General features: G+C 62.3%; 22 protein-coding genes. 10 read left to right on the top strand and 12 right to left on the bottom strand.

What is annotated here, in order from left to right; translation table 11 throughout:
• Positions 1 to 54 precede the first annotated feature (54 nt).
• The 3 genes from ubiG to HPQ64_RS05740 all read left to right on the top strand — a co-directional run bounded on the left by ubiG (position 55) and on the right by HPQ64_RS05740 (position 2,216).
• On the top strand, positions 55 to 819 hold the full coding sequence (gene ubiG, locus HPQ64_RS05750; RefSeq protein ID WP_172887373.1) for a bifunctional 2-polyprenyl-6-hydroxyphenol methylase/3-demethylubiquinol 3-O-methyltransferase UbiG: 765 nt from the start codon (positions 55 to 57) through the stop codon (positions 817 to 819).
• 34 nt (positions 820 to 853) lie between these two features.
• Positions 854 to 1,552 carry an alpha/beta fold hydrolase gene (locus HPQ64_RS05745; RefSeq protein ID WP_172887372.1) on the top strand — a complete coding sequence of 233 codons (699 nt, stop codon included), beginning with the start codon at positions 854 to 856 and terminating at the stop codon, positions 1,550 to 1,552.
• 175 nt (positions 1,553 to 1,727) lie between these two features.
• On the top strand, positions 1,728 to 2,216 hold the full coding sequence (locus HPQ64_RS05740) for a hypothetical protein (protein ID WP_172887371.1): 489 nt from the start codon (positions 1,728 to 1,730) through the stop codon (positions 2,214 to 2,216).
• Positions 2,217 to 2,243: 27 nt separating this feature from the next.
• On the opposite strand, the gene HPQ64_RS05735 is transcribed toward HPQ64_RS05740, so the two are convergent.
• From HPQ64_RS05735 to HPQ64_RS05720, 4 genes are all read right to left on the bottom strand, one after another.
• A complete protein-coding gene (locus HPQ64_RS05735; RefSeq protein ID WP_172887370.1) occupies positions 2,244 to 2,726 on the bottom strand; it encodes a DUF1178 family protein in 483 nt (160 codons plus the stop codon).
• Positions 2,723 to 3,577 (bottom strand): carbon-nitrogen hydrolase family protein, encoded by an 855-nt coding sequence (locus HPQ64_RS05730; RefSeq protein WP_172887369.1) that lies wholly within the window; start codon positions 3,575 to 3,577, stop codon positions 2,723 to 2,725. The genes HPQ64_RS05735 and HPQ64_RS05730 overlap by 4 nt, the downstream gene beginning before the upstream one ends.
• A gap of 26 nt (positions 3,578 to 3,603) precedes the next feature.
• Positions 3,604 to 3,858 carry a glutaredoxin 3 gene (gene grxC, locus HPQ64_RS05725; RefSeq protein ID WP_172887368.1) on the bottom strand — a complete coding sequence of 85 codons (255 nt, stop codon included), beginning with the start codon at positions 3,856 to 3,858 and terminating at the stop codon, positions 3,604 to 3,606.
• A 216-nt stretch (positions 3,859 to 4,074) separates the two neighbouring features.
• Positions 4,075 to 4,821 (bottom strand): ComF family protein, encoded by a 747-nt coding sequence (locus HPQ64_RS05720; protein ID WP_246270310.1) that lies wholly within the window; start codon positions 4,819 to 4,821, stop codon positions 4,075 to 4,077.
• Between the two features lie 173 nt (positions 4,822 to 4,994).
• Here HPQ64_RS05720 and HPQ64_RS05715 point away from each other — a divergent pair, with 173 nt between their 5' ends.
• Positions 4,995 to 5,891 (top strand): methyltransferase domain-containing protein, encoded by an 897-nt coding sequence (locus tag HPQ64_RS05715; RefSeq protein ID WP_172887366.1) that lies wholly within the window; start codon positions 4,995 to 4,997, stop codon positions 5,889 to 5,891.
• A 45-nt stretch (positions 5,892 to 5,936) separates the two neighbouring features.
• Here HPQ64_RS05715 and HPQ64_RS05710 read toward each other — a convergent pair whose 3' ends face one another.
• The 5 genes from HPQ64_RS05710 to HPQ64_RS05690 form a co-directional block, all read right to left on the bottom strand.
• Positions 5,937 to 6,113, bottom strand: a complete 177-nt coding sequence (locus HPQ64_RS05710) for a Flp family type IVb pilin (protein ID WP_425483811.1) — start codon at positions 6,111 to 6,113, stop codon at positions 5,937 to 5,939.
• Between the two features lie 104 nt (positions 6,114 to 6,217).
• On the bottom strand, positions 6,218 to 6,616 hold the full coding sequence (locus HPQ64_RS05705; protein ID WP_172888531.1) for a (deoxy)nucleoside triphosphate pyrophosphohydrolase: 399 nt from the start codon (positions 6,614 to 6,616) through the stop codon (positions 6,218 to 6,220).
• Between the two features lie 64 nt (positions 6,617 to 6,680).
• A complete protein-coding gene (locus HPQ64_RS05700) occupies positions 6,681 to 7,499 on the bottom strand; it encodes a GNAT family N-acetyltransferase (RefSeq protein WP_172887364.1) in 819 nt (272 codons plus the stop codon).
• On the bottom strand, positions 7,496 to 8,728 hold the full coding sequence (argJ, locus tag HPQ64_RS05695) for a bifunctional glutamate N-acetyltransferase/amino-acid acetyltransferase ArgJ (protein WP_172887363.1): 1,233 nt from the start codon (positions 8,726 to 8,728) through the stop codon (positions 7,496 to 7,498). The genes HPQ64_RS05700 and argJ overlap by 4 nt, the downstream gene beginning before the upstream one ends.
• 113 nt (positions 8,729 to 8,841) lie before the next feature.
• On the bottom strand, positions 8,842 to 9,747 hold the full coding sequence (locus HPQ64_RS05690; RefSeq protein ID WP_210260102.1) for a peptidylprolyl isomerase: 906 nt from the start codon (positions 9,745 to 9,747) through the stop codon (positions 8,842 to 8,844).
• Positions 9,748 to 10,037: 290 nt separating this feature from the next.
• On the opposite strand from HPQ64_RS05690, the gene secA reads away from it, so the two are divergent.
• Together secA and HPQ64_RS05680 are read left to right on the top strand one after the other, a co-directional pair.
• Positions 10,038 to 12,824 carry a preprotein translocase subunit SecA gene (gene secA / locus HPQ64_RS05685; RefSeq protein WP_172887362.1) on the top strand — a complete coding sequence of 929 codons (2,787 nt, stop codon included), beginning with the start codon at positions 10,038 to 10,040 and terminating at the stop codon, positions 12,822 to 12,824.
• 104 nt (positions 12,825 to 12,928) lie between these two features.
• Positions 12,929 to 14,113: an adenylate/guanylate cyclase domain-containing protein gene (locus HPQ64_RS05680; protein WP_172887361.1), complete on the top strand. Its 1,185-nt coding sequence runs from the start codon at positions 12,929 to 12,931 to the stop codon at positions 14,111 to 14,113.
• A 41-nt stretch (positions 14,114 to 14,154) separates the two neighbouring features.
• On the opposite strand, the gene HPQ64_RS05675 is transcribed toward HPQ64_RS05680, so the two are convergent.
• Positions 14,155 to 15,072, bottom strand: a complete 918-nt coding sequence (locus tag HPQ64_RS05675; RefSeq protein ID WP_172887360.1) for a sugar kinase — start codon at positions 15,070 to 15,072, stop codon at positions 14,155 to 14,157.
• A 139-nt stretch (positions 15,073 to 15,211) separates the two neighbouring features.
• On the opposite strand from HPQ64_RS05675, the gene HPQ64_RS05670 reads away from it, so the two are divergent.
• Positions 15,212 to 15,994 carry an alpha/beta fold hydrolase gene (locus tag HPQ64_RS05670; protein ID WP_172887359.1) on the top strand — a complete coding sequence of 261 codons (783 nt, stop codon included), beginning with the start codon at positions 15,212 to 15,214 and terminating at the stop codon, positions 15,992 to 15,994.
• Between the two features lie 310 nt (positions 15,995 to 16,304).
• On the opposite strand, the gene HPQ64_RS05665 is transcribed toward HPQ64_RS05670, so the two are convergent.
• On the bottom strand, positions 16,305 to 17,993 hold the full coding sequence (locus HPQ64_RS05665) for an acyl-CoA dehydrogenase family protein (RefSeq protein WP_172887358.1): 1,689 nt from the start codon (positions 17,991 to 17,993) through the stop codon (positions 16,305 to 16,307).
• Between the two features lie 201 nt (positions 17,994 to 18,194).
• On the opposite strand from HPQ64_RS05665, the gene HPQ64_RS05660 reads away from it, so the two are divergent.
• The gene (locus HPQ64_RS05660; RefSeq protein WP_172887357.1) at positions 18,195 to 19,082 is read left to right on the top strand and encodes a YihY/virulence factor BrkB family protein; all 888 of its coding nucleotides are present in this window, start codon (positions 18,195 to 18,197) and stop codon (positions 19,080 to 19,082) included.
• On the opposite strand, the gene HPQ64_RS05655 is transcribed toward HPQ64_RS05660, so the two are convergent.
• Positions 19,057 to 19,950 carry a DMT family transporter gene (locus HPQ64_RS05655; RefSeq protein ID WP_172887356.1) on the bottom strand — a complete coding sequence of 298 codons (894 nt, stop codon included), beginning with the start codon at positions 19,948 to 19,950 and terminating at the stop codon, positions 19,057 to 19,059. The two genes, HPQ64_RS05660 and HPQ64_RS05655, sit on opposite strands and share 26 nt — an antisense overlap.
• 151 nt (positions 19,951 to 20,101) lie before the next feature.
• On the opposite strand from HPQ64_RS05655, the gene HPQ64_RS05650 reads away from it, so the two are divergent.
• Both HPQ64_RS05650 and HPQ64_RS05645 read left to right on the top strand, forming a co-directional pair.
• Positions 20,102 to 22,102: a methyl-accepting chemotaxis protein gene (locus HPQ64_RS05650; protein WP_210260101.1), complete on the top strand. Its 2,001-nt coding sequence runs from the start codon at positions 20,102 to 20,104 to the stop codon at positions 22,100 to 22,102.
• A 145-nt stretch (positions 22,103 to 22,247) separates the two neighbouring features.
• Positions 22,248 to 23,432 (top strand): NAD(P)/FAD-dependent oxidoreductase, encoded by a 1,185-nt coding sequence (locus HPQ64_RS05645; protein WP_172887355.1) that lies wholly within the window; start codon positions 22,248 to 22,250, stop codon positions 23,430 to 23,432.
• The last annotated feature ends 9 nt before the right edge of the window (positions 23,433 to 23,441 follow it).

Below are 23,441 nucleotides of genomic sequence, written 5' to 3'. Positions count from 1 at the left end.
CAAACTCCGTGCGACCACCGACCAAAGCTCAAGGAAGAATGAAAGGAACGCGCAATGGATCCTGCGGCTCACGGCAAAAAGGCAGGCCAAAGCACCATCGACGATGCAGAGGTTGCCCGCTTTTCGGCCATGGCCGCCGAATGGTGGGACCCGAGCGGCAAGTTCCGCCCCTTGCACAAGTTTAACCCGGTCAGGCTCTCCTATATCAAGGAAAAGGTTTGCGCGCATTTCGACCGGGACCCGAGGGCGCCGGACAGTTTCGCGGGCCTGCGCCTGCTCGACATCGGCTGCGGCGGCGGCCTTTTGTGCGAGCCTATGCGCCGGCTCGGCGCGGATGTGATAGGGGCGGACGCATCGGCCACCAACGTGGAAGTCGCCAGAATCCACGCCGGTCAGTCCGGCCTCGACATCGACTACCGTGCGACGACCGCCGAAGCCCTGGCCGATGCCGGTGAAACCTTCGATATCGTATTGAACATGGAAGTGGTCGAACATGTCGCGGACGTGCCCCTTTATCTCACCTCCTGTGCAAGGATGGTGAAACCCGGCGGGCTGATGTTCATGGCCACGATCAACCGCACGCTGAAAGCATATGCGCTGGCGATCGTCGGGGCGGAATACATCCTGCGCTGGCTGCCCAGGGGCACGCATTCCTTCGAAAAGCTGGTTCGTCCCTCCGAGCTCGAGATGCCATTGGGAGCGGCCGGCCTTTACGTCGCCGACCGGGCTGGCGTGACATACAACCCGCTTGCCGACGAGTGGAGCCGTTCTTCGGACATGGACGTCAACTACATGATGCTTTTCGCAAGGCCCGCGTAAAGCACCGGCCGATGCCACAAGGGAATGTACACCGATGGAACCGCTCGTCCTCATTCCCGGCCTGTTGTGCACCGAAGCGCTTTACGCCCCGCAAATTTCCGCACTTGCGGACAGGCCGATCATGGTCGCCGATCATCGCAGGCATGAGACCATGCGGGAGATCGCGGAAGATATTCTGGCGAATGCCCCGGAGCGCTTCGCGCTCGCCGGCCTCTCGATGGGAGGCTACGTCGCGCTTGAAATAATGAGGATCGCGCCGGAGCGCGTATCGCGGCTCGCCCTTCTCGACACGACCGCAAGGCCGGACACGCCCGAGCAAACCGAAAACCGCAACAAACAGATCGCGCTGACGCGCAACGGCGCATTCGAGCGTGTGGCGCCCGCCCTGTTCCCGCTGTTCGTGCATGAAAATCGCGAAGACGACGCGCAGCTTCGGGCGACCGTCATCCAAATGGCGAGGGAAACGGGAGGCGAGGCTTTCATCCGCCAGCAGCGCGCGATCATGAGCCGGAGCGATGCCCGGCCGCTGCTTTCGCGGATCGAATGCCCGGTCATGGTCGTCGTCGGGGATGGCGACCGCCTGACCCCTATCGACCGCGCGAAGGAAATTCATGGGGGAATACCGGGAAGCCGGCTGGATGTGGTGGCGGATTGCGGCCACCTGCCCACTCTCGAACGGCCGGAAGCCGTAACGAAATTATTCAGGGAATGGCTGTCTCCCGCATTTGCATAAAGCCGTCATGTTTTCGAATTAAAGTCCGCCCTACATAAATTGACGTAGAGTTTGATGCGGATCAAAAACAGATGATCCTTCTGGGTTAGGATTATGGTTTAGCGCCTCGAACAAATCGGCTGACCGGCGCGCTCAATCACCCATTTATCGGCAAGGCACGACAAGGGAGGTCGCAATGTCGAACGTCTCATCCGGTAGCAAGACAGTACCGGAGACGGAAATTTTCGACGAGATGGAAACCTGGCAACCCTGGAACTGGGCGGAAGCGGCGGACCGTCTTGAGGAAATGATGACCTTCGGACCCGCCGAGGTTCAGCGCAGGACGCTCGATTGCGCGGCTGCCTTGTTCAACATGCAGATCGACTTCGTCTCGAAGCGCCTGCATGCGGACATGGATTGTGCTCTTCGAATGATGGAAAGCGCCTCTCCGGCGGATGTCGCCGGCACGGCATCTTCGTTCTGGGGGCAGCTTATCGCGGATTATGAAAACCACACCGAAGCGGTGACGGTATGCCTTGGCGAACATATTTCGCAAGTTGAGGAAATTGCCGAGGAGGCGGCGGAACTCGGTCGGGACAGCGAAAGGCTCCGGCAAAAATCCGAATATCCGGCAAGGCGCAAACCGCGCGCCGCTGCAAGAGCGCATCGGGCTCGGGCGGCCTGATATATACGCCCAAACGGGCGGGCATATTCAGTTTTGCTCTTCCGGCAGAACCGGAAGCGGCAGAACGGGTATGCCCTCTTCCGTCAGTTCGCGAACGGAGTCTCTCGAGGCTTCGCCATAAATGCCTCGTTCCTCGGCTTCGCCATAGTGAATTTTGCGCGCTTCTTCGGCGAAATCCGAACCCACGTAATCCGCCTTTGAAACGACTTCGCGTTTCAATGCCCTGAGCTTCTCCAGAATTTTCGGATCGATGCCGGCTGCCGATACCGCGGGAGCAAGCCCGCCGCTTGCCGATGTGAAACCGGCATCGGCAGAGGGATCCTTGCGCGTGGTTTTTCTGTCAGCCCCCTTGGAAAGGGCAGGCGCCATCAACTGCTTGCGAATCTCGCTCGCTCCGCAAACCGGGCAAACAACAAGGCCGCGTTCGGCCTGCCTTTCGAAATCCGAAGAATTTCGGAACCAGCCGTCGAATTCATGCCCGTTGTCACAGGAAAGCGCGTAATGGATCACGTAAGCGCCTCCGTCGGGACGGTAACCTCCGCAAGTTCGAACGCCTGTTCGTTCGCGATAGCCGGAATCCGTTTACGCGCTTCTTCCACCTTCGCCGGGTCGATCTCCGCCATGACGAAACCCGGCTCGTCATTATCGCGCTCGCCGATAATTTCCCCCCACGGTGCGACGATAAGGCTGTGGCCGTAGGTTTCGCGCCCGTCCTCGTGCTTGCCGCCTTGTGCGGCGGAAACGAGGAAGGCGCCATTTTCGATCGCCCTCGCCCGTTGCAGCACGTGCCAATGCGCGATGCCGGTCTGGCGGGTGAAAGCCGCCGGCGCGCTCAGCATCTGGGCGCCGGCTCTTGCCTGCGTGCGGAAGATAGCGGGAAACCGCACGTCGTAACAGACCGCCATTCCCAATTTGAGCCAGGGGAGGTCGACCACCGCGCTTTGCCGGCCAGGTCTGTATGTCGCGGATTCCCGCCAGCTTTCGCCGTTTGGCAGATCGACATCGAACATGTGAATCTTGTCGTAACGCGCGAGGATCGCGCCGTCCGGCGCAAACAGGAAAGCGCGATTGGCAAGAGCGGTCTCGCCGGCCTTGATGGCCAGCGAGCCGATATGCAGGAAAACGCCGAGATCGCGGGCCAGCGCCGAAAAAGACCTCACGCCAAGGTCTTCTTCTTCCGGCCTGACCTTCTCCATCAGCGAGGGTTTGCTCGCCTCCAGAAGATGCGTCATCTCAGGCGTCTGGATATAATCCGCTCCGTTCTTCGCCGCTTCGCGGATGATATCGGACGCGGCCTCGACATTCGCAGCGATGTCGCGGCCAGTGCGAAGCTGAACGGCGGCGGCAACAAAGCTGGTCATCGTCTCGATCCTCCGGATTTTCCGTCTCAGGCAAGCATGGGATCGAGTTTGCCCGCCCGTTCCAGCGCATGCAACTCATCGCACCCGCCGACGTGGGCATCACCGATGAAAATCTGCGGGAAGGTTGAGCGGCCGTTGGCCCGCTGGATCATTTCCGCGCGTTTCCCGGGATCCCGGCTTGCGTTGAACTCCTCGAAGGCAACGCCCTTTTCGGCCAAAAGCCGTTTTGCGCGAACGCAAAAACCGCAAAGATCGCGCGTGTAGATCACTACATTTTTCATATAAGCACCATGTCCATATCTGGAATTCCCGGGCGGGGCCGGCGAAGCCCCGCCACCGGAGAAGGTTTCGCCGCCTTATATTGGACGCGGGAACTTGCGCACAAGCCTAATAAGTGAATCACTTCTTCGTGCTTGTGCCGTCAGGTAAGAAGTCGGATGTATTCATGCCGTAGCGGCCCCAACCATGCAATGAAGTATGGAATTCCGCTTCGCGGCTCATGACCCGATAGGCTCATCCGCTTCGGCGAGGGCGAATGCCAGCACGTCGACCGACACCGCACCCGCGCGTTTGAGGACGTGCGTACAGGCGGTCGCGGTCGATCCGGTCGTGATGACGTCGTCGACGAGCACGACCCTGCGCCCCCTCACTTCCACCGCGCCCTGCTCGGAAATCCTGAACGCTCCGCGCACGTTCCTCGCTCGGTCTTTCCGGCTCAACCCGACCTGGCGGTCCGTCCGCCGCAGTCGTTCCAGGGCATCCAGGCAAAGATCGGCTTGCGTATGCCTTGCCACCGCCGAGGCCAGCAACGCGGATTGATTGAACCGCCTTCGCCACAGGCGTCCGCGATGCAAGGGAACGGGCACGACAAGAGGACGGTCGGTGAAAAACTCCGCGCCCGCGCGCGCCATCCAGCGTCCGAGTGCCCGCGCGAGCGCCGGACGATCCGCATATTTGAGCGAATGGACGAGGTCGCGCCCCTTGGCCGCATAAGCGCATGCCGCCCTCACGCGGTCGTAAACCGGCGGGTTGGCGATCGCCTCCGGGCATAGCGCGCCCTCGCCAAGATCGAACGCGAAAGGCCTGCCCAGCCGCGCGCACCATGGAGGCGCGAGAAAGGGCGTCGCCGCCCAGCAGCCGCCGCACAGCGCCTCGTCGCCGGCAACGGGCACGCCGCAGGAAATGCAGGTCGGCGGAACCAGGAAGTCCAGCGCCTGGCGAACGATGTGTGGGCGGGCCGGCAACGGTGCTTCGCCTTCGCCATTCCTTGCAGCAGCTTTGTCCCGGATGGCGGAGAAAAAACCCATCACTTCCGATACCCGATATCGACGATCGTTGATCCGCTATTCATTTTTGACCTTGCAGCCCGCACGGTCCATAACCGCACAATCAAAGCTTCGAGAACGGAATGCGCGAAATGTCCCAGCCCACGCCTTTCGACCGGGCGCTTCTTGCCCGCCGCCGGCGCCGCGCCCTCGGGAAACGCGTGGAAGGTGCCGACTTCCTGCTTGCGAGCGTATGCGACGACCTTGGAGAACGGCTTTCAACGGTCAAGCGGGAGTTCGAAACGGCGGTCGACCTCGGCGGTCACGCAGGCCTTGTCACGGCGATGCTTCAGGCATCGCCAAATGTCGGGACGGTCATCCGCGCCGACCTGTTTTGCCCGGATCCGGCCCTTTCTCCGCCCGACGTGGTGATGGACGATGCGTTTCCGCCCTTCGCCAACCAGTCCATCGATCTTATCGTTTCGGCCCTGTCCTTGCAGTGGGTGAACGATCTTCCGGGCACGCTCATTCAGATCCGGCGCGCCCTTCGCCCCGACGGCCTTTTCCTGGCCTGCCTGCCGGGCGGCGATACGCTTTTCGAACTGAGGGATTCCTTGCTGCAGGCCGAAGCGGAAGTGACGGGAGGGGCATCGCCGCGCGTCATTCCCTTCGCGGGAACGCGCGACCTCGGCGCGTTGCTGCAACGGGCCGGCTTCGCCCTGCCCGTTGCGGATCAGGATACGTTGACGGTTCGCTACGACACGATGTTCGGTCTGGTTCGGGACCTGCGGGATATGGGAGCGACAAATGTGCTCAGCGAACGCAGCCTGCGGCCCGCCTCACGCGAACTCTTTTATCGTGCGGCAGAAATTTACGCGCGCGACCATGCGGATGACGACGGGCGGATCCGCGCAACATTCCAGTTCGTGTCGCTTTCGGGGTGGGCGCCGCATGAAAGCCAGCAGAAACCGCTAAAACCCGGCTCCGCCAAAATGCGGCTGGCCGATGCGCTCGGTACGCAGGAGATGAACCCTCACGCGAACAGATAGACCGTTTAGCGACGGGTGCTTTGCGTCCTCCGCCCGGTCAGCGCATCAAGAGCCGTTCACGGCAGCTTCGATCGCCTTTCGGATCGGCTCGTACCAGTCGCCTTGAAGGCTCGCCCCTACCTCTCCGAGCGTGGCGACGATGGCGATGGAAATCGATGCGGCAACCAGTCCGTATTCGATAGCGGTCGTTCCGCTTTCGTCGTTCAGGAATTTCGCGAGCACAGTGTTTTCTGCAGCGGGCTCGCTCCTCACGATGCGTAGTTTGTCTGACATCCGGACGCGCCTCTCTTTGTCTTGAGGTCCGGGCGTTTCCAGGCGTTGAGGGTTCAGGCGATATCGATGAGATGCGGTATCAGGGGCTTGTCGGCGGCTGGCATCGGATAATCTCTCAGCCGAACCGCCTTAACCCATTTGATCGCCTGCCCTTCTCGCCCGGTTACCGTCCCGGACCATCTGCGGCATACGAAAAGTGGCATCAGCAAATGAAAATCCTCATAAGCATGGCTCGCGAAAGTCAGCGGCGCGAGGCACTCATTCTTAACGATGATACCGAGTTCCTCGTAAAGTTCGCGAATGAGACTGTCCTCCGGACGCTCCCCGGGCTCCACCTTACCTCCGGGAAATTCCCACAAACCGGCCATCGCCTTGCCCTCGGGGCGTTGCGCGATCAAAATCCGGTTGTCCGCATCCAGAAGCGCGCAGGCCGAAACGAGCACCAGCTTCATTTCGCCACCCGTGCCGTTTCCGTACGCCTTGGCAAGCAATTGAAAACCATGTCGGTCGATTCCGTTAAGCCGTTGCCGGCCGATCGAGCGGCCGGCGATAGTGGTAGGAATAGAACTCGCGAAACCCGAGTTTGGCGTAGAGATGGCGCGCGGGCTCGTTTTCGGCCGTGACTTGTAGCCATGAATAGCGGCAATCGCGGCGTGCCCCTGCATCCAGGCAACTATGCACCAGCCTTGCCCCCAGGCCGCGCCTGCGCGCCACGGGAGCCACCGCCACGTCATATATACCCACGAGGTCCCGATCCACGGTGGCGATCGCCGTTCCGACCGGCTTTCCGGCCTCTTCGCGCGCGATGAAAGCAACCACAACTCCCGCAACACGGGCAAGCGCCCGCCCCAGGCGGTCCACCGCCTCCGGCGTAACGGCTTGCGGGCGCGTTCCGCCGATTTCGGCGAAGGCGGCCAGCCAGTTTCCGAGCGGCTCCGGCTGAATATTCACCCCGTCTGCCTGGTCCGATGAACTTGCGACCCGGTCTGTCGAACGCAGGAGTACGAGGGTTTCTCCCTCGCGCGGCCATCCGCGTTCGTCACAGCGTTCGCCAAGCGCAGGCGGCGTAAGCGGCGTTGAGCGAAGGTGAAACGGAACGCCTTCGCGCTGGAACAGGGACCTTGCATAGTCCAGCCTCTTGTCGAGGTCGGCGGCATCGTTCGGATCGAAAATATTAAGCGAATTGACGCGCCTTGCCGGATTGCCCGGTGCAAGCCGCGTCACCCAGGCGCCGTCCATATGCACGATCTCGCTCGGAAACCCGTTGAAGTTGGCCTCTTCGATACGGCGTAGCAATACCGCGTCGCCAAAGCCAGGCCCGGCGGAAAGCGTCATGAACGGTAGTCTCCGTTGATCGCTACATATTCCTTGGTCAGGTCGCAGGTCCATACCGTAGCAGCACCTCCACCAAGGCCGAGATCGACGCGAACGGGGATTTCCTCCTGTTTCATGACCGCCGAGGCGGCCTCTTCCGAATAGTCGGGATCGCGCTCGCCGTTGACGGCGACGCGCGTATCGCCGAACCAGATGGCGAGCCTGTCCCGGTCCGCCGGCTCCCCCGCCTTGCCGACCGCCATGACGATCCGGCCCCAGTTGGCGTCTTCTCCTGCGACCGCCGTCTTGACGAGCGGCGAATTGGCGATCGAAAGCGCGATTTTCTTGGCCGAAGCGTCGCTTTCGGCACCCGTGACCGTTATTTCCACGAATTTGCGCGCGCCCTCCCCGTCCTTCACGATCCAGTGAGCCAGCTCGCGCATCAGGTCGCCCAGAGCGACCTTGAACGCCGCAAGGTCCGGATCATCGGCCGTGGAGATCGGCCCGTTGCCGGCCTTGCCCGTAGCGAACAGCAAAACCGTATCGGAGGTTGAGGTGTCGCTGTCGACGGTGATCGAGTTGAACGATCCCTCGACCTTATCCGACAGCATCGCCTGCAGAACGGGCGCGGATATCGCGGCATCGGTAAAGATGAACGACAGCATTGTCGCCATGTCGGGCGCGATCATGCCCGCACCCTTGGCAATCCCGGTAATCGTGACTTTCTCCCCCGCCAGATCGACCGTGCGGGTCGCCACCTTCGGGAAGGTGTCGGTCGTCATGATGGCCTTCGCCGCCGCGATCCAAGGTTCCCCCGAAACCCTTGCGGCCAGATCGTCGATCACACCAGCAAATTTCTCCGCAGGCAGCGGCTCCCCGATCACGCCTGTCGAGGCAAGATAAATTTCCTCGCGAGCGCAACCGATCGCCCCGGCCACGATATCGGCGGAACGCTCGACCGCTTCACGCCCCTTCCTGCCGGTAAAAGCGTTGGCATTGCCGGAATTCACGAGAAGCGCCCTCGCCTTGCCCACCGAAAGGTTCGCCCGGCACCAGTCGACCGGGGCGGAAGGGCAAAGAGACCTGGTGAAAACACCGGCGACTTCCGTGCCTTCGTCAAGCATCATCAGGAGAACGTCGGTTCGCCCCTTGTATTTGATGCCGGCGCTTGCGGTTGCGAACCGGACCCCGTCAAGGGCGGGAGCGTCCGGAACGGATTTCGGGGCAAGCGGAGAAACGGCGTCCGACATCTTGATCTCCAATTGCTGATTACAGGTTGGCCCTGGAAAACGAAAAAGCCGCCCTGATCGCCAGGGCGGCTTTCTCATACAACAAATGCGAAGCCGAAATCGATCAGCGAAACTCAGTTTTCCGATTTTTCCGGCGCGGTTCCGCCCGCATCTTCCCCGTTGGCCGCAAGCGAAGGATCGGTAATCTCGATCTGCGTTTCGGATTTCAGCTTCTCCAGGACTTCGGCGTATTTCGCGCGCACCAGATCCTGACGAATGCGTTGTTCGACGGAGGACAGTTCCGGCACCGGCTGCTTGCGGCGATCCTCCACCTTGATGACGTGCCAGCCGAATTGCGTCTGCACGGGTTCCGCGCTGTGGCTGCCCTTTTCAAGCGCGAAGGCCGCCTCCTCGAATTCCGGCACCATGCGCCCCTTGGTGAAATAACCGAGGTCGCCGCCGCTCGGCCCCGAGGGCCCGGTGGATTTTTCCTTGGCAAGCTCGGCAAAATCCTTGCCGGCGTCCAGTTCGGCGATGACGGCTTTCGCATCTTCCTCGGTTTCCAGAAGGATGTGGCGGGCCGAAATTTCCTCCTCGCCGGCGTAATTCTCGAATTCCTTGTCGTAGGCAGCCTTTACGTCGGCTTCGGTAACCGCGTCCTCCACCTCGCGAACGATATAGGCGTTGCGGAGCGCGCGCATGCGCAGAAAATCCATCTGGCGCTGGAAATCCGGTTCCTTGTCGATTCCGGCTTCGCGCGCCGCATTCGCCATCACTTCCATGTCAACGACGGTTTCCGTCAGGATGCTGCGCCACTGGTTCGGCGGGACGTTGCGGAGCTGGCCGGCGAACTCCTGGGAGGCGAACGCGATGTCGGCCTCCGTCACTTCGCTGTCGCCAACCTTGGCGAGCACGTCGTCGGCTTCCTGCGCCGCAACCGGCACGGAAACGAGGCCAAACGCTGCGGCAGCCATGAAACCGGCCAGCGTCGCGCGCAGCGTAAACGGGCGAATATGCGTCGCTGCGGAGAATTCAAGCATGGAATGTCCTTCATTCATTGCGTGTCGAGGGCATTTGGGAGCGGCCAGTTGCGTTTGCCGCGGCGCGCGAGCTTTGCCGAAACGCGCGCCGTTGACAACCTCCGGACCCCCTCTTATCTCTCGTGCGTCTTCTTAAGAAGATGCGATTATCCTTGCGCGGATACCGTCGGTCTCTCCGTTCAATGCGGCGGATGTGAGACGGAAGCTGGTTTCCGCGCCCGCAGTATTCAATCTCGGGGCTATGAAACGCGCAGGAATTCGCGCGAGCCCGAAAAGGGAAGGACCGCCTCATGGCCGGCCTCGGTGCACTCGCCCGTAAATTGTTCGGTTCCGCGAACGACAGGAAAATCAAACAGCTACGGACGAAAGTCGATGAGATAAACAGTCTGGAGCCGGAGCTTCAGGCGCTCTCCGACGACGAATTGCGCGCCCGCACCGAAACCTTCCGAAAGGAACTCGCCGGAGGCAAGAGCCTCGACGATCTTCTTGTCCCTGCCTTCGCGACCGTGCGCGAGGCGGCCCGACGGGTTCTCGGCCAGCGTCACTACGATGTGCAGTTGATCGGCGGCATGGTGCTCGATTCCGGCGAAATCGCGGAAATGCGCACGGGCGAAGGCAAGACGCTGGTCGCAACGCTTGCCGTCTATCTGAATGCGCTGACGGGCAAGGGCGTTCACGTCGTCACCGTGAACGACTATCTCGCCAGCCGCGACTCGGAATGGATGGGCCGCATCTACAGGTTCCTGGGTCTGAGCGTCGGCGTCATCGTGCACGGCCTTTCCGACGAGGAGCGCCGCGTCGCCTACGCCGCCGACGTGACCTATGGCACGAACAACGAATTCGGCTTCGACTATCTTCGCGACAACATGAAATACGACCCGGGCTCGATGGTCCAGCGCGGTCACTATTTCGCGATCGTCGACGAAGTGGACTCCATCCTGATCGACGAGGCGCGTACGCCACTCATCATATCCGGCCCTCTGGAGGACCGTTCGGAGTTCTACAACACGGTAGACACCTTCATTCCCAACCTCGCCGACGAAGATTACGAGCTCGATGAAAAGCAGCGCTCGGCGACCTTCACCGAGGCCGGCAACGAAAAGCTGGAAGGGCTGCTTCGCGACGCCAATCTCCTGAAGGGCGACAGCCTCTATGACGTCGAGAACGTTTCCGTCGTCCACCACCTGCAGCAGGCGCTCAAGGCGCACAAGCTGTTCCAGCGCGACCGCGATTACATCGTGCGCGGCGGCGAGGTTGTGATCATCGACGAATTTACCGGCCGCATGATGCCGGGCCGGCGGTTTTCGGAAGGTCTGCACCAGGCGCTGGAAGCAAAGGAGCATGTCGCCATCCAGCCGGAGAACCAGACGCTCGCCTCCATCACCTTCCAGAACTACTTCCGCCTTTATGACAAGCTTGCCGGCATGACCGGCACGGCCTCCACGGAAGCTGAGGAATTCGCCGATATCTACGGGCTCGAAGTCGTTGAAATTCCGACGAACATGCCGGTCAAGCGCATCGACGATGACGATGAGGTCTACCGGACTGTCGAGGAAAAATATAACGCCATCGTCGAACTGATCGACGACTGCAAGACACGCGGTCAGCCGATCCTGGTCGGCACCACGTCCATCGAAAAATCGGAAATGCTGGCCGAGCGCCTTAAAAAGGCGGGCTACAAGCAGGTGGACGTTACCGACCCCGACGCCTTCAAGCCGCTCGCCGAAAATCCTTCGGATTCCAAGAAAGCCCAGATTTTTGCGGTGCTCAACGCCCGGTACCACGAGCAGGAAGCGTCCATCATCGCCCAGGCGGGCCTGCCGGGTGCCGTGACGATCGCCACCAACATGGCCGGACGCGGCACGGACATCCAGCTCGGCGGCAATGTCGAAATGCGGATCGAAAAGGAACTTGGCGATCTCCCCGAGGGCGAGGAGCGCTCGGCAAAGGAGGCGGAGATCAAGGCCGATATCGAGCGACTGAAGCAAAAGGCGCTCGAAGCCGGCGGGCTTTACGTCATCGGCACGGAACGCCATGAAAGCCGGCGCATCGACAACCAGCTTCGCGGCCGCTCGGGCCGCCAGGGCGACCCTGGGCATTCCAAGTTCTTCCTGTCGCTGCAGGACGACCTGATGCGCATCTTCGGTTCCGACCGGATGGACGGGATGCTTCAGAAGCTCGGCCTTCAGGAGGGCGAGGCGATCGTCCACCCATGGATCAACAAGGCGCTCGCCAAGGCGCAGCAGAAGGTCGAGGCCAGGAACTTCGACATCCGCAAGAACCTCTTGAAGTTCGACGATGTCATGAACGATCAGCGCAAGGTCGTCTTCGACCAGCGCATCGAGTTGATGGAAGGCGAAGCGGTGGCCGACACGGTCAACGAAATGCGCCACGACGTGATCGACGATCTCGTGTCCCGCCATATTCCGGAAAAAGCCTATCCGGAACAATGGGATGTGGAAGGCCTCCAGCAGGAGGTGCGCAATATCCTGAACCTTGATCTTCCGGTCGCCGACTGGGCCAAGGAAGAAGGCATTGCCGACGAGGAAGTCAAGGAACGCCTGATGAAGCAGGCCAATTCCGTTATGGCGCGAAAGGTTGCCGACTATGGCGACGACATCATGCAGCAGGTGGAAAAAGCCGTTCTTCTCCAGACGCTTGACCATCTGTGGCGCGAACATCTCGCCAATCTCGACCACCTGCGTTCGGTGATCGGGTTCCGTGGCTACGCCCAGCGCGACCCGCTGCAGGAGTACAAGACCGAGGCGTTCACGCTGTTCGAGGCGATGCTCGCCAATCTCAGGCAGGCAACGACGGCGCAGCTCATGCGCCTCGAGTTGGTGCGCGAACCGGCGCCGCAAATGCCGAGCGAGGCCGATCTTCCGCCGATGGAGGCGCATCACGTCAACGCTTCCACCGGGGTCGACGAGATCGCGCAGCTGGCGGGGGCGACTTTGGCATCGAGCGCCGAGCGCGACCCGGAAAGGCCGGAAACCTGGGGCAAGATCGGCCGCAACGAGCAGTGTCCCTGCGGCTCCGGCAAGAAGTTCAAGCATTGCCACGGCGCGCTGGCCTGATCCTCCCGCGCCGGAAAACAGGCGGCGAGGAAAATTCCAGGCAAGTCTTTTTCGTGGCAAAACGGGCGACAGAAATAGCCTGAGGTTGCTCGAAAAGCATGTTGATGCAAACGACCCCGGCGCTTGAGCGCATCGAGGACTGGCTCATTCGGGAGGCGCTGAGTGCGCCCGATATCGCCCGCATGTTCGCCGGCACCTGCCAGCGGCTTCGCGACGCGGATGTGCCGGTCGACCGCAGCCTCCTCACCTGGGCGACGCTCCACCCCCTCATCGAGGCGGAGAGCGCGCTGTGGATGCCGGAAACGGACGTCCAGTATGAGGCCTATTCCCACCGCGAGGAAGACACCGAAGAATGGCTGCGCAGTCCGATAAGGGCGGTGCTGATCGGCGACGTGTCGCGGTTGAGAAGAAAGCTCGCCGGCGGCAACTCCGAATTCGACTTTCCGCTTTGCCGCGAGCTCGCCGGGCAAGGGTTTACCGACTATCTGGTGATCGCCACCGGCTTCCGCCTTCCCTTCCAGCTCGTGGGTGTGAAGCGGACGGGGATTATCGTTTCCTGGGCGACGAAGACGCAAGACGGCTTCACCGACGACCAGATGAACGCGATCGACTATATCCAGCTTCGCCTGGCGCTTGCCTGCCAATCGTCGATCCAGCGCCGGATCGCGGAAAACATCGCACGCACGTACCTCGGCGAACGGGCGGGAAACCAGGTGCTGTCCGGCCGGATCCGCCACGGCGACGGGGCCGAGATCGACGCGGTGATCCTTTATTGCGACCTGCGCGATTCGACCCGCCTTGCCGAGGAACTGGGACCCGCTGCCTATCTGAAACGACTGAACTCCTATTTCGACGCGACCGCAGGGGCGGTGACGCAGGCTGGCGGCGAAATCCTCGATTTCATCGGAGACGCGGTGCTTGCCGCCTTCCCGACCGACAATGGCGGCTTCGAAGCGGCGGCGCGGCAGGCGATCGAGGCCGTCGATGCGGTGTTCGACCGGCTTGACGCCATCAACACCGGGGAGGGAGAGCCGCTTCGCTGCGGGCTTGCGCTTTCGGCCGGAAAGGTGATGTTCGGCAATATCGGCATTTCGGACCGGCTGACCTTTTCCGTGATCGGCCAGACGGTGAATACCGCGGCGCGCATGGAAGCGCTGACGAAAGAACTCGGCTGCTCTGTGCTGGTAACGGCCGATATCGCGAAGATCGCCCCTCGGGAAATCCAGTCCGCCGGTTGCCACACGCTGGCGGGCTTCTTCGAGCCGGTGGAGCTTTTCCGCTTCCGGTGACCGGCTTCCGGTGCGGCGGCCCCGGCTGAAGCAAAGCTTGTTCAATCCCCCCGGATAAAGGCCTCCACCTCGGCGCGGGTCGGCTGGGGCGCGACGGCGCCGAGACCGCGTACGGAAAGGGCGGCCGCCGCATTGGCGTAACGTCCCGCACGGAAAGGATCGCCGGTCGCCAGATACTCAGACAGGAACGCGCCGTCGAAGGCGTCCCCCGCTCCCGTCGCGTCCACCAGATCGACCCGATACGGCGCAATGGCCTCCGTCCGTTCCGGCGTTGCGATCAGCGCGCCTTCCCCTCCGAGCGTGAGCGCGACGATCTTCGCGCCCATGGCCAGGTAAAAATCGGCGATCTCACGCGGCTCCTCAAGGCCGGTCAGCAGGCGGGCGTCGTCAAGGCCGGGCAGAAGGATATCGGACAGGCCCACGGTCGCATGAATGACGGCGCGCGCACGCTCAAGCGGCCAGAGCGACAGGCGCAGGTTCGTGTCGTAGGAAACGAGCCCGCCCGCCTCGCTCACGATTTTCACGGCCTCGAAGGCGGTATCGCAGGCGGTCACCGAGATCGCCTGGCTGATCGCGGAAAGATGCAAGATCTTGACGGTGCGCAAGGCTTCGACCGGCAGATCGGCGGGGCGCATGAGGCTTGCCGCCGATCCCGCCCGGCGATAGGTGAATTCGTGCCCCTCAGGCCCATGGGTGACGAAATAGACGCCGGTGGGCGTATCCGCTTTCCGCCCGACATGCTCCACCGAAACGCCTTCGGTCTCCCAAAGGCCGATGAGCATCTTGCCGAAGGCATCGTCGCCCACGGCGGAAAGATATCCGCTCGACGCCCCCTGACGCGCCGCGCAGATCGCCGCGTTCGATGTATCGCCGCCGAAACCTTGAACGTAAAAACCGCCCGCCTCGCGCTGGTTGAATTCCACCATGGCTTCGCCGAGGCACAGAAGGTCGACAGGCATTATCAGTTCCTTTAAATCGATTTGACCTCATGGATGTCGATGACGGTTTGCCATGTCAAGGCGAATGCGACCTTCAACCCCCTCGCGCTTTTTTCCCCGACGTGCCAAAGAAAGGGAAATGGCGATCCAGGAGACGCAGATGGATACCAAGGTTGAGGCGAGCGTGCTTCCCCATGTCGAAAGGGGCGCTGGCGATGGCGCGCCGATCGTTTTCCTGCACGGCTTCGGTGGCGATTCGCTGACCTGGGCATCGGTTCAGGCGGCCTTCGAGGCGAAGCGGCGGACAATCGCCTTCGACCTGCCCGGACACGGCAAGGCAATCGATTGGCCCACGATCGGCAATGCGAATCTGGCGGCAAAGGCGGTGCTTGGCTCGCTCGGCGAACTCGGGTTGTCGCGCGCGCACCTTGTCGGCCATTCCATGGGCGGCGCCGTTGCTGCCCTCATGGCGCTGAAGGCACCTGAAAGGATAGCGAGCCTGACCCTGCTTGCGCCCGGCGGCTTCGGGCCGGAAATCAACCACAAGCTTTTGCGCCGCTATGCCTCCGCCGCCAATCCGCACGAGCTGGAAGTGCTTCTGGAGCAATTCTTCGGCTGGGAGTTCGATATGCCGCGCATGCTTTCGCGCCATATCGCGGAAATGCGCGAAGTGCCCGGCGCGAACGAAGCGCTGATGAAAATTGCCGAGGAGATCATCGACGGCAAGGTGCAGAAGATGCTGCCGATCGACGATCTGGCGGAGCTTGGCATGCCGATCCGCGTCGTCTGGGGCACGCAGGACAGGGTGCTGCCGACGCGCCAGGCCCACCGCCTGCCGGGCGTGATCTCGACCCATGTCTTCGAGCGGGTCGGACACATGCCGCACCTGGAAGCGCCAAACGAAATCATCCGCATCATCCGCGAGAACACGACACACGAGTGAGGGGGCAGGCTGTTTCTAGCCTTCGCCCGGTACTGCGCAGCAGATGATCACCCTCACCCGGCACTGACGTGCCGACCACTCCCACCAAACTCGGGTGTTCCCGAGTTTGGAAGATAGATGGCGAAGTCGGAAACATCCGACTTCGCGGGGAGAGGTGTGGGTGTATGTGGCGAATGCTCAGGTGACATCCCAAATATTGCGGCACGTTGATGTGTTGGTGAACGAGTGTTGGACGTGCTTCTTGCGCCCCCCTTTCCCTTGAAGGGAGAGGGCCGGGGTGAGGGTGAAAAGAAGCTTGATCAGGCCTGGGTCAAGTGCCCCGCGTCTCCAGAACCCGTCTTGCGATCACCTGCGCCTGGATTTCCGCAGCCCCCTCGAAGATGTTGAGGATGCGGGCATCGCACAGGAGACGCGAGACCGGATATTCCAGCGCGAAGCCGTTGCCGCCGTGGATCTGCAGCGCGTTGTCGGCCGCAGCCCAGGCAACGCGCGCACCGAGAAGCTTGGCCATGCCGGCTTCCAGGTCGCAGCGCCTTCCCGAATCCTTCTCCCACGCCGAAAAGTAAGTGAGCTGACGCGCGATCATGATTTCCGCCGTCATGAGCGCCAATTTGTCGGAAACGCGGGGGAAGGAAATCAGCGGTTTGCCGAACTGGATGCGCTCCTGCGCGTAGCGAAGACCGACATCGAGTGCCGCCTGCGCCACGCCGAGCGCGCGCGCCGCCGTCTGGATGCGTGCCCCCTCGAAGGTTTGCATGAGCTGCTTGAAGCCCTGGCCCTCCACGCCGCCGAGAAGGTTTTCATGCGCCACCTCGAAGCCGTCGAAGGCGATCTCGTATTCCTTCATGCCCCGGTAGCCGAGCACCTCGATCTCGCCGCCCGACATGCCCTTGGCCGGGAAGGGATCATCATCCGTGCCGCGCGGCTTTTCGGCGATGAACATGGAAAGGCCCTTGTAGCCAGGCTCCTGAGGATTGGTGCGGGCAAGCAGCGTCATGACGTCGGCGCGCACGGGATGGGTGATCCACGTCTTGTTACCGGAAACCTTCCAGACATCGCCGTCGCGCACGGCGCGCGTTTTCAGCGAGGCAAGGTCGGAACCGGTGTTCGGCTCGGTGAAGACGGCTGTCGGCAGCACTTCGCCTGAGGCGATCTTCGGCAGCCACTTCGCCTTCTGCTCGTCCGTGCCGCCGCGCAGGATCAGTTCGGCGGCGATTTCGGAGCGCGTACCGAGCGAACCGACGCCGATATAGGCCCGGCTCAGCTCTTCGGAGACGACGCACATGCTCTCCTTGCCAAGGCCAAGGCCGCCGTATTCTTCCGGAATCGTCAGGCCGAAAACGCCAAGCTCGGCCATCTGCCCGATCACGTCTAGCGGGATATAGTCGTTCTTCAGGTGCCACTCGTGAGCGTATGGCGTGACCTTGTCGGCGGCGAAGCGGCGCATCTCGTCGCGGATCTGCTCATAGGTCTCGTCAAGGCCGGTGTCGCCGAAGGTGGATGAGCCTTCCTGATCCTTGATGAGGGTTGCGAGCCGGGCGCGGATTTCAGGCGTGTTGCCGGTCGCGATGAGTTCTTCGATCTCCGCCGTGAGCGCCTTCGCGGCTTCGGACGCGGTAATTCCAAGGTCGGCGAGGCGAACGAATTCGCCCTGGTTCATGGGGATGCCGCCGAAGACCTGCGCCAGATATTCGGCAAAGCCGAGGCGGACGATCAGCTCTTCCGTCTCGCGGAACTTGCCCGCCTCCCGCAGGCGCGCGGCATAGGCGTCAAGCTGCCTGAGCGCCTCCACATAGGTCGCGAGCCAGGCAAGCCCGTGGGTCGCGCGCTGCTCGCTTTCCATCTTCTCAGGCGATATCCGCTCGCCCTCGCGAACCTTCTGCGCCACCCGCTTCGCGGCAATGTCGAGCAGCGCGTCGAGGCTTTTGACGGCCCTTGCCGTCAGCTCGTTCAGCGGCGTCTCTCCCGAAAGCGGGCCGTGGTCGGTGGCAAGCGACATGAAGCTCTCCGTTTCGCGCAAGCTGCGCCTGTGTCTGGCGAATGTGTCCGACAAATGGTGCAGCGCACACAATAACCTGCGGCAGGTGCGAAGCAATAGTTCTTTTAGCCGGGTTGTCCCGTAATAAAATTTCTCAAATGACGCAGCGGCTTGCGCTTACGCGAAGTGAATGGTCCGATTGGGCGGTTGCGGAGGGAAGCGATGAACCTGTCGGCCTATGCGGTTTTCATCTATCGCGTCTTTGCGGATGCGATCGGCCATCTGATAAAGGACGACGGCTTCGCCATGGCGAGCCACGTCGCGCTTTCGGTGCTGATGGCGCTGTTCCCCTTCCTCATATTCATCGCCGCGCTGACGGGGTTCATGGGCCTCGGCGACATGGCCGACAGAATCGCCGGAATGTTGTTCGACACCTGGCCGGAGCGGGTCGCGGGCCCGGTTTCGCGGGAGATCACGGCGGTGCTGACGCGCCCGCGCGGCGACATCCTGACCCTTGGCGTCATCGTGTCGCTGTGGTTCGCCTCAAACGGCGTGGAGGCGCTGAGAACGGCGCTCAACCGCGCCTACAGGCTCAACGACACGCGGTTTTTCCTCTGGCTGAGGCTTCAGTCGATCGTCTTCGTCCTGCTCGGGTCTCTCGTCCTTATCGCCTTTGCCTTCCTCGTGGTTCTGGCTCCCCTGTTCTGGACGTGGGCGCTGGAATACGCCCCCTGGCTGAAGGATTTCCAGACGAGCCTCGATCTTTCGCGCTACGTCATCGCCACCTTGCTGACGGGGGCGGGCCTCATGCTCGCCCATGCGCTTCTGCCTTACGGGCGCAGGCATTTCCTCGACATGGTACCGGGGGTTCTCGCGACACTCGTGCTCTGGTTCGTCGCCGGCATCGGCTTCGGTGCGTATCTGGCGCGTTTCGCCAATTACGTTTCCACCTACGCCGGCCTTGCCGGCATCATGACGGCGATCATCTTTCTCTATCTGATCGCGCTTCTCTTCATCTTCGGCGGCGAGCTCAACGCCGCGATCCTGCGCGAGCGCGGGCTGTTGCGCGAGCGGCGCGGCATGATCACGCCTGACGCCGCCGCAAGGTGATCGCCCCGCGCTGGATCAGGATCTGGGCTGCGATGACAAGCCCCATGCCGGAAATCTGGATGGCCGACAGCGTCTCGTCGAACAGGAAATAGCTTTCCACAGCCGTTGCCACCGGGACGAGATAGAAAAGGGCTGCGACGCGTGCAGCACTTCCTTGAGAGATCAGATACATGAGCAGCAGGATCGCGCCGATCGACAGCACGACGATCAGCCAGGCGAGCGCGACGATCAGATCGCCCGACCATGTGATCTGCCAGCTCTCGAACGCCGAAAGCGGCAGCGTGATCGCGAGAGCGCCGGCATATTGCAGCGTCGTGCCGGGCATCAGGTCGATTTTGGAGACGAATCGCTTCTGGTAGACAGCGCCCGCCGACATGCCGATCACAGCCAGCAGGCAGGCGGCAATCGTCGCCCCGGTGATACCGCTTGCCACGAGGCCCACCTTGGGCCCCAGCACGAGCGTAAGCCCCGCGCCGCCGATGGCAAGGCCCGTCCAGTGCCGCGCATCGATCTTCTCTCCCAGCACGGGACCGGCGATCAGCGCGGTCAGAAGCGGCTGCAGGCCGAGGACAAGCGCGGAAATGCCGGCCGGCATGCCGTTGTCTATCGCCCAGAAAATGCCGCCGAGATAAATCCCGTGCATCAGCGCACCGGAGACCAGGCAGTGCAAATAGTCGGAAAGGGTCGCAGGCCATGTCTGGCGCATGGCAAGCGTCATCGCGAGGAGGATCGGCAGGACGATCGCAAACCGCACGCTGAGGAAGACAAAAGGTTCGATATAGGGTGCGCCCAGCTTCGAACCGATGAAGCCTGTCGACCATAAAAGCACGAAGATGGCGGGTGAGGCGGCAATCAGTATGTTTCGCAAGTCGACTTCCCGTGTCTTTTCGGACGATTCGCAAGGCGAATGCGAGTTTCGTCGTTCGCGCCGCGAATATGTGCATTGCCCGTTGAGCAGTCCTTAACCGGCGGCGGGCAATCTGTTGCCCAGGTCAACAAGAACCTCGGGGGCTTCCACTGTGCTGTCTATCAAAAGTTTCGGCCTTCTGGACCGAATGAGCGTGCGCGCGCGCATCGCCGCGCTTGGCGTTATCACATTCATGGGTCTTGCCACCGTGGCCGGCGTATTCTGGTGGAGCCAGGAGCGCGTCGGCGCGGCCTTTGCCGAGGCAGAGCATTATTCCGCGCTCGATTCAAGTGCGCGCGAGCTTGCCGAGATCGGGGCCCAGCTCGAAAGCGCCGAAAAAGCCTATCTCCTGTCGCCGGGCGATTCGTCGCGCATGTCCTTCGAGCAGTTGCTGGTGAAGAGCCGGTTCGAGCTCAACCGCATCTCCAAGCTGGCGAACGATCCCTCCAGCGCAGCCGCGATCGGCGAGCTTCGCTCAAGCTTCGATTTCATCGAGACGACATTCGCGGAACTGAACGATATCCAGGCCAGGCTCGGCTTCAACGCCCAAAGCGGCCTGCGCGCCGCGCTTGCCGAAAGTTCGGGCGCGGTGGAAGCGCGCATCGCCGAAGAGCTGAAGTTCGGCTCCAATCCGGATTTCGAGAAGATGGTTCGCGCCGTCATCCAGATCCGGGGCGCGGAAAAGGATTTCACGCTGGGCGGCGGCAAGGAAGCGATCGGCGAATTCGACGGGATTTATGCGAAATTCGAAGAGCTTCTGGAGCGCGCCTACATCCCGAACGAGGCGAAAGAGTTCATCGGCAAGAATATGGCGGAATACAAGGAGCTTTTCGGCGAATACGCCAAGGCGGCGAACTCCCGCACGGAAATGCGCGCCACGATAGAAGCGGGCTTTTCGAACTTGCCGCCCGCGCTCGACCGGCTGAAGAAAAACGCCGGGGCGGGCGCGGCGGAAGCCGCGAAATCCCTGGCCGAGACCCGTTCTCGCGCAACCTTTCTCGTCGGTGGCCTGATCGTTGCCGTGCTGGTGCTTGTCGCAGGCCTCGGAGCGCTGATCGGCAGTTCCATCATCCAACCGCTGAAGCGCCTGCGAGCGGCGATGGAAGCGCTGGCCGAAGGGCACACGAATGTCGAATTTCCCTCCGGCGAGGGCAGGACGGAACTTGCAGCCATGGCCCGCACGGTCCAGGTTTTCCGCGACAATGCGCTTGAACGCCAGCGGCTCGCCGAAGCGCGCGCGGCCGACGATGCCAGCCGCGACGAGCGTGTGCGCCGGCTGGAAGGTCTGATTTCCAGCTTCGACGCGACAGTGGAAAGGGCGCTCTCCAGCCTCGACGGTGCGGCGGATGAACTTTCCCGCGCCTCGCGCGAGGTGGAAAGCGCGTCGGTCAATGTCGCGGGCGAGGCGGAACGCGCAGGCACCGCCGCACGTATCGCCGCGGAAAACGTGACCCTTGCAGCAGCGGCGACTGAAGAGCTTGCCGCCTCCATCACCGAAATCGCCGGCCAGGCCGGAAAATCGACAACCGTGGCAAGCCGTGCGGTGGAAGGCGCGCGCCAGACGGCGGCCTCCATGTCGGAGCTGTCGTCCACCGCCGACAAGATCGGCCAGGTCATGGGCCTCATCCGCGACATCGCCAACCAGACCAACCTTCTGGCGCTCAACGCCACGATCGAGGCGGCCCGCGCGGGCGAGCACGGCAAGGGTTTCGCCGTCGTCGCGGCGGAAGTGAAGGATCTTGCGAGCCAGACCGCGACCGCGACGGAGGATATCGCCCAGCAGGTCGAGGCGATCCAGCTTGCCTCCGCCAATGCGGTTTCGGCCATCGAGGACGTCACCGAGATCATCAACGAGATGAACGGCATCGCAACCGCGGTCGCCGCATCCGTGGAACAGCAGGACGGCGCAGTCCGTTCGATCTCCGAGAATGTCGCCAGCGCCTCGGGCTCGTCGAGCGAGGGGGCCGCGGCCATGGATGCCGTGGCCGGCGCGGGCAACCATGCCCGCCAGTCGGGCAACGAGGTGGAGCGCCTTTCACGGCTCCTGAACGAGCAGGCAAAGGTCATCCGCGAGGAAATTCGCGTCTTCCTGGATGGCGTGCGCGCCGCCTGACGCTCACCCCGCCACATCCGGACGCAAAGGTGAAAGCGGCGGACTTGCTTCCGCCGCTTTTGCTTTATCTTCCCGGTGTGCGATTGCCGGGCGGCGACCGGCCGTGTTACTGGCATTGCCCGTCGCAACAAGGGTGATAAAGCGGATGCAGGACAGGATCGTGGTTCTGGGCGCGGGTCAGGCCGCCGCCCAGCTTGTGCAGTCTCTTCGTCAAAACGGCCATGAGGGCGAAATCGCCCTGATCGGCGACGAGCCGCATCTGCCCTACCAGCGCCCTCCGCTTTCCAAGAAATACCTGATGGGCGAGGTTGGCGAGGATACGCTGGAACTCAGACCGTCGAGTTTTTACGAAGCCCAGTCGGTGGAACTTCACCTCGGGGTGAAGGCCGAGGCGGTGGACCGCGAAAGGAAGCTGGTGAAGACGTCGGCTGGCGAGAAAATCGCCTATGACAGGCTTGTCTTCGCAACCGGCACCCGCGCCCGGTCCCTGCCCCTTGCCGGTGCCGATCTGCCGGGCGTCGTATCGTTGCGCACAATCGCCGATGTGGAGGCCATCCGCCCGTCTCTGGAAGGCGAAGGCCGGGTCGCCATTGTCGGCGGGGGGTACATCGGGCTGGAAGTTGCAGCGGTTGCGCGCTCGCTCGGGCGCGAGGTTACGGTGCTCGAAGGACTGGACCGGGTGATGAAGCGCGTCGTCTCCCCGGCCATATCGGAATTCTACGAGAAGCTTCACTGCGAGAACGGCGTCGATATCCGGCTCAATGTTTCAATCGAAGGGTTCGAGGGCACAGACAGGGTGGAGGCCGTACGCTTTACCAACGGAAGCCAGCTTGACTGCGACCTCGTGCTCGTCGCCGTCGGTGCCGCGCCCAACGACGAACTGGCCGGCGCCTGCGGCCTTGATGTCTCGGACGGAATTCTCGTCGACGGGGCGGGGCGTACGAGCGACGAAGCGATCCATGCCGCCGGCGATTGCACGCGGTTTTACTCCGCGCGCTACGGCCGCTCCATCCGCCTTGAAAGCGTGCAGAACGCCATCGATCAGGCAAAGGCGGTTGCGGCCGATATCTGCGGCAAGGATGTGGACTACGATCCCGTTCCCTGGTTCTGGTCGGACCAGTATCATATCAAGCTGCAGATCGCAGGGCTTTCGCAAGGCTATGACGAGGCGAAGACCGTCGGCGACCCGGCGTCGGGGTCCTTCTACGTCGCATACCTGAAGGACGGGAAGCTGATCGCCGTCGACAGCATCAACCACGCGCGCTCGCACATGATGGCCCGCCGGTCTATCGGCGAGGCGTGGTGCGACGACCTGCTGCCGCCTGCTTGAGATTTCCAC

The sequence above is a fragment of the Hongsoonwoonella zoysiae genome (genome assembly GCF_013266695.1).
In the GTDB taxonomy this organism is placed as follows: Bacteria; Pseudomonadota; Alphaproteobacteria; order Rhizobiales; family Stappiaceae; genus Hongsoonwoonella; species Hongsoonwoonella zoysiae.
The sequence above is the reverse complement of the archived record's forward strand: the minus strand, read 5'-3'. Positions and strand labels throughout refer to the sequence as shown.